Source organism: Kosmotoga sp. (genome assembly GCF_982836095.1).
Genome location: NZ_CEYIHJ010000079.1, coordinates 1 through 8354 on the forward strand (window position 1 = coordinate 1; position 8354 = coordinate 8354).

At 42.5% G+C, this 8354-nt stretch carries 6 protein-coding genes; 5 read left to right on the forward strand and 1 reads right to left on the reverse strand.

Going from position 1 to position 8354, the window contains the following annotated elements:
* The 5 genes from AC3LHT_RS06365 to AC3LHT_RS06385 all read left to right on the forward strand — a co-directional run.
* Positions 1-1231 (forward strand): glycosyltransferase family 4 protein (locus tag AC3LHT_RS06365; protein WP_488662312.1); only part of this gene is annotated, 1231 nt, incomplete at its 5' end.
* A 152-nt stretch (positions 1232-1383) separates the two neighbouring features.
* Positions 1384-2136, forward strand: coding sequence for a polysaccharide deacetylase family protein (locus AC3LHT_RS06370; RefSeq protein ID WP_488662313.1), 753 nt, complete (start codon positions 1384-1386; stop codon positions 2134-2136).
* 121 nt (positions 2137-2257) lie between these two features.
* Entirely contained in the window at positions 2258-4279 is a 2022-nt protein-coding gene (locus tag AC3LHT_RS06375) for a nucleotidyltransferase family protein (protein ID WP_488662314.1), read from the forward strand.
* Positions 4280-4293: 14 nt separating this feature from the next.
* Positions 4294-5739 (forward strand): oligosaccharide flippase family protein, encoded by a 1446-nt coding sequence (locus AC3LHT_RS06380; RefSeq protein ID WP_488662315.1) that lies wholly within the window; start codon positions 4294-4296, stop codon positions 5737-5739.
* Positions 5740-5809: 70 nt separating this feature from the next.
* Positions 5810-6421 (forward strand): class I SAM-dependent methyltransferase, encoded by a 612-nt coding sequence (locus AC3LHT_RS06385; RefSeq protein WP_488662316.1) that lies wholly within the window; start codon positions 5810-5812, stop codon positions 6419-6421.
* A 169-nt stretch (positions 6422-6590) separates the two neighbouring features.
* Here AC3LHT_RS06385 and AC3LHT_RS06390 read toward each other — a convergent pair whose 3' ends face one another.
* Positions 6591-7664: a glycosyltransferase family 4 protein gene (locus AC3LHT_RS06390; RefSeq protein ID WP_488662317.1), complete on the reverse strand. Its 1074-nt coding sequence runs from the start codon at positions 7662-7664 to the stop codon at positions 6591-6593.
* Positions 7665-8354 lie beyond the last annotated feature (690 nt).

The following is an 8354-nucleotide window of genomic DNA, read 5'->3' on the forward strand; positions in this document are numbered from 1 at the left end:
AAATCTGCCATATGAATCCCCTGCCAAAACCGATAGAGGAAATATATCAATGAATATTTGTATGGTTGCATATACCTTTTACCAAACTGACGGACGCGTCAGACGCTATGCCGAGATACTTGCCGAACAGGGGCATAATGTGGACGTAATTTCGTTAAGGGAAAAGGGGATGGTTAGGTATGAGGAGATAAAAGGTGTTCGAATCTGCAAAATTCAGGAAAGGATCCCTAATGAAACCCATAATCTGACTTATCTGTATAGGTTATTGAAGTTTTTCATACTATCATCATTCTTTCTGTGCCGAAAAAGCCTTAAGAGACCATATGATTTTATCCATGTTCACTCAGTTCCCGATTTTGAAGTTTTTGCAGCCCTGGTGCCAAAATTATATGGCGCTAAAATCGTCTTAGATATTCATGATATAGTCCCTGAATTCTATGCGAACAAATTTGGCGTAACGAAAAACTCTTTTGTTTTCAAAACATTGGTTTTCATTGAAAAACTCTCTATTGCCTTTTCAGATCATGTGATCATTTCAAATCACATTTGGCACAACAGGCTACTCTCTCGCTCAGTAAGGAAAGGAAAGTGCACTGTTATTCTAAATTTCCCTGATCCTACTATCTTTCATAGGAAAAATTCGGCCACATTGCGAGAGAAGGAAAAAATCATCATGCTTTATCCCGGGGGTTTTTATTGGCATCAGGGCCTCGATGTGGCCATTAAGGCCTTTTCCATGATTAAGGCTGACGTCCCCCATGCATACTTTTACATCTATGGTGATGGCCCGGAAGAGGACACGTTAAGGTCATTGATTAGGACACTCGGTTTGGAAGAAAGGGTTCTGTTGAAAGGAGGGGTCGCTCTTGAAGAAGTTGCTCTTCTCATGGCAAACGCGGATATAGGGATTGTACCTAAACGCAACGATCCTTTTGGAGGAGAGGCATTCAGCACAAAAATATTGGAGTTTATGGCCATTGGGACTCCAGTTATTGCTTCCAGAACCAAAATCGATCAATACTATTTTGATGAATCAATGGTGAAATTTTTTGACCCTGAAGATGAGGAAGATTTGGCCTCAGCCATGGTCTTGCTTATAAAAGATAAGAAATTGAGCAAAAAGCTATCTGAAAATGCGTATAAGTTTATACAGAATAACAATTGGGATGCAAAGAAATATATCTATCTCAATTTAGTAAATTCACTTATTGCTTCAAGAAAAAACCTATAGATTAGATCAAAGAGCTTTCATTAACCATGACCTATTTCCGAATAGACCGCCCTCTAACGCTATATCTATTTTATCTATTGCTGAGGAGAAATAGGCGAAGAACCAAACAGCAAGTACCGATTCTGATGTATCACAGTATTGCGAGTGGCCGAATGCAAGGTGGTCACCCCTACTTTGAGACTTCCACTCATCCCTCAGTTTTTTCCAATCACATGAAGTTCCTGCATGATAACGGATATAGCAACCTCAGTCTTCAAGACCTCATCTTACAGCAATCTGCTGATAAGAGGTTGGAACGAAAATCAGTTGTTATCACCTTCGACGATGGATTCAGAGACTTTCTCAGTGAAGCCTTCGGTATTCTTAACCAATATGACTATTCAGCAACGGTATTTCTGCCTACCGGTTTCATGCAAAAAGAAGGTAATATGAGGCTCAAGAGTAAGGAGTATCTCAGTTGGAGTGAAATAAGCAAATTAAGTCAAAATGGAATCGACTTTGGGTCTCATTCGGTAAATCATCTTGATTTGTATGCCTTGAGGAAGAGTGAAATAGAATTTGAAATTAGGGAATCTAAAGAGGCCATCGAAAATGAAATTGGAACGTCGATCAGGTCTTTTTCATACCCTTATGCATTTCCTGCGCAAGATATGGCGTTCAAGAAATATCTGAGAGACACTCTTGAAAAATACTGTTTTAACTGCTGTGCCACTACAAATATTGGGACTACGTCACTAACTGATAAATCCTTTTTCTTGAAACGATTGCCAGTAAACACATTTGATGATTCCAAGCTTCTTGCTGCTAAACTTGCAGGTGGCTACGACTGGCTTTATTATTTGCAATACTTATTCAAATTGCTGAAAAACAGGGGTACCCCCCTGAAGGAATCAAAAACAACCTGAAATATGATCTTTCTATTTTGTGAGCGCGCCAGTCCACCATAGACAGCAATTTCTTATTTCTCTAAAAAAAATGACTATAGCATCTGAAGACCAACTATTGATCCAATGTTCCAGAGTGAAGATGAGTGACGAGGCGATTGCAGCAGCGACAAATTTGCTGCAGTGTGAGCTGGACTGGGCCTATATTTTAAAAACGTCAATCATACACGGAGTATCGCCCTTATTCTACAGTGGCCTGCGTCAGGTAGAACGGGTTGCAGAATTCGATGGGTTCGTGCCCGTTGGTATTATTCAAGAACTGCGGGAGCTTTATCAAAATTGCTGCTTGCGAAATGACCGCCTCTACCGGGTCATAAGGGATGTAACAAAGGTCTTTGAACAGGCCGGCATACGAGCTATGGGGCTGAAAGACATACAGCTGGCCCGGAAGGTGTATGTGGATATAGGATTGCGGCCTATGGGTGATATTGACATCCTGATACACAGGAAGGACTATAAAAAAGCTGCAATCTGCATGGCTAATTTGGGCTTCACTCCGTTGCCCGATCCGGACACACCTTTCACTTTAAAATACGCCTGCGGTCAAAATTTCCAGAGGAAAATCGACAATGTGTGGATTGATTTGCAATGGAATGTTCATCAACTGGAATATGATATTTACCGCGAAGGCCGCCTTGATTTCAAGATCGATAGAATGTGGCAAAGCGCCATCCCAATGGCGATAAATGATTCTCAGATACTGGTTCCAAAGCCAGAGGATATGCTTTTTCATCTCTGTCTACACCTTGAAGGGCACTCCTATGCAGAACTAATCTTGTTCTGTGATATCGTTGAACTCTTGAGGCGTTATGAGGGTCTGCTGGACTGGCAATATCTAATTGAAATTACCAAAAAAGTTGGTGCAGAATCCTCAATTTACCATGTTTTGTTCTTGGTGAAATATTTGTTTAACACACCGATTCCTCGAGATGTAATGAGAGAAATTGAGCCAGGTTACTTCAAAGGAAGTATATTTTCGCCTTTGTTTGGCAACCTTAGCCCCCTGCATTCCTCCCTGGATGAGATTCGCCTGGCGGCTTCACCTCCTGCAGTAGTCATGAAAGAGTTTGAAGCGGTAGTCCGGGAACAGGCGGTCAGCGCTATGCATTTGTACAGAGAAATTGACAATATTGCTTCTGTCTTTAGAAATATAGGTGGGACTGCCTTTATCCTTGATGGGACATTTCCAGAGAAGGTCTTTCCAGACCCCTTGCTAAAATCCTTCGAGCCAATACGTTTCTTCGTCTTTCATCATGACTTATCTCATATTCGTCAAGCTTTTGTGGACTCTGGATTTAAGCCGATAGGGGGACATGAATCTAAATCATACGAGAAGGACCGGAAGATTATCTCCGCAGATCCAGTGCTGGCCGACCGCTCCACGGAAATAGCCATTCGATGCGCGATAGAGGAAAGCCTTGAGTACCTCTTTAAAGTGAAAAAGGCCACTCCCAGATCCAAAAAAAACGTCGCAATTCGGTCAATAAGAGGCAAATTAATTTGCCATAAAGGTCATGATAGCCGGATTGCTGCTTGCATCGAAATTATGGCTCTTTCGCCGGAAGATATGCTCCTTTACCTTGGGACCTGCCTGGGAGTTCAAGAGCACAATCGCCTGTTTGGGTTGAATAATCTGTTGGAGTTTTTCAGGGAAAACACGGAACAGATTGATTGGGAGCAATTAGTCCGCAAGGCCAAACAATTTGCCGTACTGAAGCATTTTGCCAAGGGAATGCTTATAGTGAACAAATTGTTGGACAATATGTCCATACCCCCAGCGATCTTATCCTCGTTAACAGGCTGCACATCTCCGCCGAGAGTAATGGAATGGGCACGCTACGGTCCAGATTCTTTTGAGCGCCACGCGGATCTTCAGTACGGATTTTTTTTTCTGCTCAGTTTCCTCTCCAGTCGCGGAGCAAAAACCAAACTCAAGTACTTGCTCAGATTCATCTTTGGGCATCAAAAAAACAGATCTTTATTGCTCAGATTGGTGCGCAAGACTGCAAGTGGCATTCTGTCTTTGGTGCGAAGAAAACCATACGATATTACTGATTTTGTTTATTGGGTTGAAAAGGAAAAGGACTTAGGGATGCGACCTTGAGGCAATTGGCACAAATGAGTCAGGTCAGGCAGATTTTCAAGAATACGATCGCACTTGCCGCTGCGAATCTGATTACCAGAGCCGGCGGCTTGATAATGGTTCTGTTGATTTCGCGCATGCTCCATGTTACCGGCCTGGGGATTTATTCTACTGCGTTGGCTTACTATGGTCTTGTTTCTCTGGCTGGTTCAATGGGGAGTGGGGACTACCTGGTCCGCGAAATCGCCAAAAATCATTCCAGGACCAGCCGTTACGTTATTCACGCAAGCGTGGTAGCGACAGTAGTCTCGGCTGTGATAATGGTTTTATTCTTCATTATCGTGCCCCATCTCGCTTACTCACCTGAATTGACGGCCGGGATGTATGTAATTATCCTGGCTATCCTTCCGGGAACACTAAATACGGTTCAAGACGCCGTCTTTATAGCACATCAGCGCGTTGAATTCGTCATGTATGTTAAGTTCATCGCGACCATAGTCAACATTAGCTTGAGCGTGTTCTTATTAATTAAAGGTTATGGTGTGGTGGGCCTGCTTGTCGTTTTTGTTTCAGTCGAATACCTTGTTATGGTAACCTTTTTCTATTTTATCAATTGGCACATTGATCGACTGCGTTGGGAATTCAAGGTATCCTTCGCCATAGAGATAGTTAGGGAGATTAAGGTATTTGCGGCCTTGTCTATTCTTGGTGCTTTGTTTGCTCAGCCGGAGATCATCATCCTTTCTCTGATTCAAGAGGAAGCGCAGGTCGGTCTCTATAGTTCAGCATTGAAATTGGCAGGTTTTTGGTACTTTATTCCTCAGATTTTCATGAAGAATGTTTACCCTGTGCTAAGTCGCTCCTATTATATAGCGGATCAGAAGGCTCAGATGATTCAGGATAAATCTATCAAATATCTTCTGGCTATCTCCTTTCCTCTCACTGCTGGCATAATCGCAACCGCTGAACCGATCATCAACCTGTGCTATGGTTCTGGGTTTGAAAACGCAACTTTACTATTGCGGATACTGGCCTGGACTCTACCTCTAGCTTTTTTCCATTCTGTTTTGTGGCGTGTTTTAATCGCTCGTGGCCAACAATATGCAGTGCTATGGGTGCGGATCATTACGCTTTCCGCCAGGTTGGGGTGCGGTTATTTTCTGATTACATCGTTGGCATCGTTAGGCGCCGCCATCACAGTCCCAGCAAGTCTGCTACTTAACGCGCTGCTTCTATCCTTTTACATCAAACGCGATGGAACAAAAATCAACTTCGTGCATTTCAGTTGGCGCTTTGCTTTGGCGGCAACCTTTATGGGTGTCGTGACATGGGCTGTCAGAAATCAATTGTCTCTGTGGACTTTGGTGCCCTTGGGCGGAGTCATATATGGGAGTCTGGTTTTTGGGCTTAGAGCCATTTCTGCTGATGATTTTGCTTTGTTTCGCCAGGTATGGCACCTAAAAACTGTGGAGAGGAATTGAAGAATATGATTTTGCATAGGCTTTTCAGGACCGGTTTTTTATTAATATCGTAGGCTATGGAAGGTTCTAAATGAAAAAAGTAATACGGTTTAAAGAGGCGGTTCTAAAGAGGATTGGGAATAATAAGATTAAATCCAGAATCTGGGACCAGGAATACGCTGATGGCCAGTGGGATTATCTTACAAAGAGTGGCTCTACCGAGAGTTATTGTGATGATATAGAGTTGGGTTTTCTTGAGAAGTATTGTGCCGAAGGAAGTATTTTGGACCTTGGCTGTGGAATGGGGAATACAGGCCTTAGGATAGGTGAAAACAAATGCCGGTTTTATATGGGGGTTGATATATCTGAAGTTGCAATTGAGAATGCAGTTATTATGTGTCAATCTGACAGCGTTAGGAAATCCAGGAACAATTTCGTTGTCGGAGATATCGAAAGGTACACTCCAGACAGAAAATACAACGTAATTCTATTTAAAGAATCACTCTATTATGTAAACAGGTTCCGTAGAAGAAAGGTGTTGAATAAATACCACAGATATTTGAAAAAGGATGGCGTTATGATTGTGAGAATAAGCGATAGGGAAAGGTTCCAGAATATAGCAAATATGATTGAGAAACATTTCAAGGTTATAGAAAAATATGTGGCAGAAGGCAATGAATCAATTATACTGGTGTTCAAGTGAACTTGTTAGCGGGTAGTAAGTTCCCGGAGCAGCCAGAGTAATGTCTTGTTTTTGAGAGATATTTTTTTGGGCACTATAGAAGATGGGATAGAAGAATCCTCTCCATATGAATGAGGGCAAAGATTAGACACTGCGGACTCTTAAGGATATATCAGAGTTTCTGTTGTAATCAGTTCGCTGTCGAAGTATAAATTTTCTTAAGCCTAAGAGCAGCTTTGGATGCGAGGAAATTGGACTTGGCAAAGGAATGATTGTTTGAAGAGATTTTACTATACAGCGTTTTGTCTTGATATAGCCTCTCGATGAAACCCTTGAAAACTCCAGGATCCTTGCTGGTAGTTGCAAACCCGTGTTCACCGTTTATGAAAAACTCGGGCAGTCGTCCTACCCATCGGGTTACAACCGGCAATCCATATGCCATCGCTTCCACGACCGAAACAGGCATGCCTTCCGTGTAGCTCGGCAGGCAGTACAGGTGTGCATCATTGAAAAGGTAATCCTTTTCTTTTCCTACTACATACCCGCAAAAGGACACACTGGACAAATTTGTAGAACGAACATAGGATTTAACACTTTCAAGATCTTCTCCATCTCCTGCAATCAGTAAATCAATTGGATATTTGTCTTTAAGACCGGCCCACGCATCAATGGTTTCGAATATCCCTTTTTGCCGTAAAATGCGGCTTAGGAAAAGCAGACGCCAACGTTGAGATTCAATTCTTTTCGAAAATGCTTCCTTGAATGAAAAGGCGTTAAGGACATCATCTGAAATGACGGTAACCTCTACATGGATCCGTTGTCTGAATCCCCATGAAATCAAGATCTTTTTGATCCGTTCGGATAGAACGACTACCGCATCCGTTTGACCGTAAACGAACCTGAACAGTCGCAGGAAGTATCTATCGATCCACGCAGACAGCGGCTCCTGCCACCCATGAAAAAAAACGATTGTCTTTATGGCCTTCCACCTGGCGATCAACAAGAATATGCCATCCCGGATAATGCCTTTGACATCCAAAGATGGATTAACGACAACAAGATTATATTGGTTTTCGTTAAGAATCTGGCTGAAGTGACGGTAATCAGAGATCATCCTGCGCAGTTGGTTCAATTTGCCCTTCTCCTGGCGTCTCTTACCAACAAAGAAGTAAGTTACCGGAACGGTAAAGTACTTTTTCAACTGTTCATAGTAGGATTCAATTCCGCCACCTCGGTCTTCTGGCAGCAGGTTTAACACACGCATGATCCCTATCCTTTCTTACGACACCAAATAAGCTGATCTCCAGATTAGCACAAAAATATCAATCATAATAGTCCCTTGCAAATGAATTGCGCTCATAATGATCGAGACCTTTGATTTTCTCACTTTTTTCAAATTGGCATGTAATAAAAACAACAGGTTATAAGCTTTATCCCCCTGGGCAAGTTTTTGTTGCCAGACCCTTGGTGGTTCCGGGGCCTCTAATAAATGGGGAGACGAATCATTCCGCACGGATTCATAGAGAAATGCCGAAAAGTACAGTATCCAAAGCTGGCCCTCCTGCATTCACGGCTTCCATGGTGTAATGCAGGCCTTTACAAGTTACAGAGTGTGGGTGAAAATCATTCGCGTCACCGTACCCTTCCTTCAAGTCAGGCAAGGATGAAATGTTCCTTTTTGGCTGAAACGGACACTCTCTTTCTATCACTGTGGAGTAAGTCATGTCAACTCTTTAGTCATCCTGAGACCTTTGCAAAACGCCCCTTTTGGCTCAATTTCTGCGTCAGGCTCAAATTTTAATCCTCGAAATACTCAATGTATCCCTGTGGTTAAAATTTTCGCCTTTCTTGAACTTAAACAAAAATTGACATTTTTCAAAGGTCTCATCCTGACCCGGATAAACCGGAAGAGAAAAGGTCTCACGCAAAGCCGCTCTGTATCATCTTTCGGAAC

Excerpts from the sequence above, each read along its gene's own strand:
- AC3LHT_RS06375 (WP_488662314.1), top strand. The coding sequence starts at position 2,258 with ATGAGTGACGAGGCGATTGCAGCAGCGACAAATTTGCTGCAGTGTGAG.
- AC3LHT_RS06370 (WP_488662313.1), top strand. The coding sequence starts at position 1,384 with ATGCAAGGTGGTCACCCCTACTTTGAGACTTCCACTCATCCCTCAGTT.
- AC3LHT_RS06380 (WP_488662315.1), top strand. The coding sequence starts at position 4,294 with ATGAGTCAGGTCAGGCAGATTTTCAAGAATACGATCGCACTTGCCGCT.
- AC3LHT_RS06390 (WP_488662317.1), bottom strand. The coding sequence starts at position 7,664 with ATGCGTGTGTTAAACCTGCTGCCAGAAGACCGAGGTGGCGGAATTGAA.
- AC3LHT_RS06385 (WP_488662316.1), top strand. The coding sequence starts at position 5,810 with ATGAAAAAAGTAATACGGTTTAAAGAGGCGGTTCTAAAGAGGATTGGG.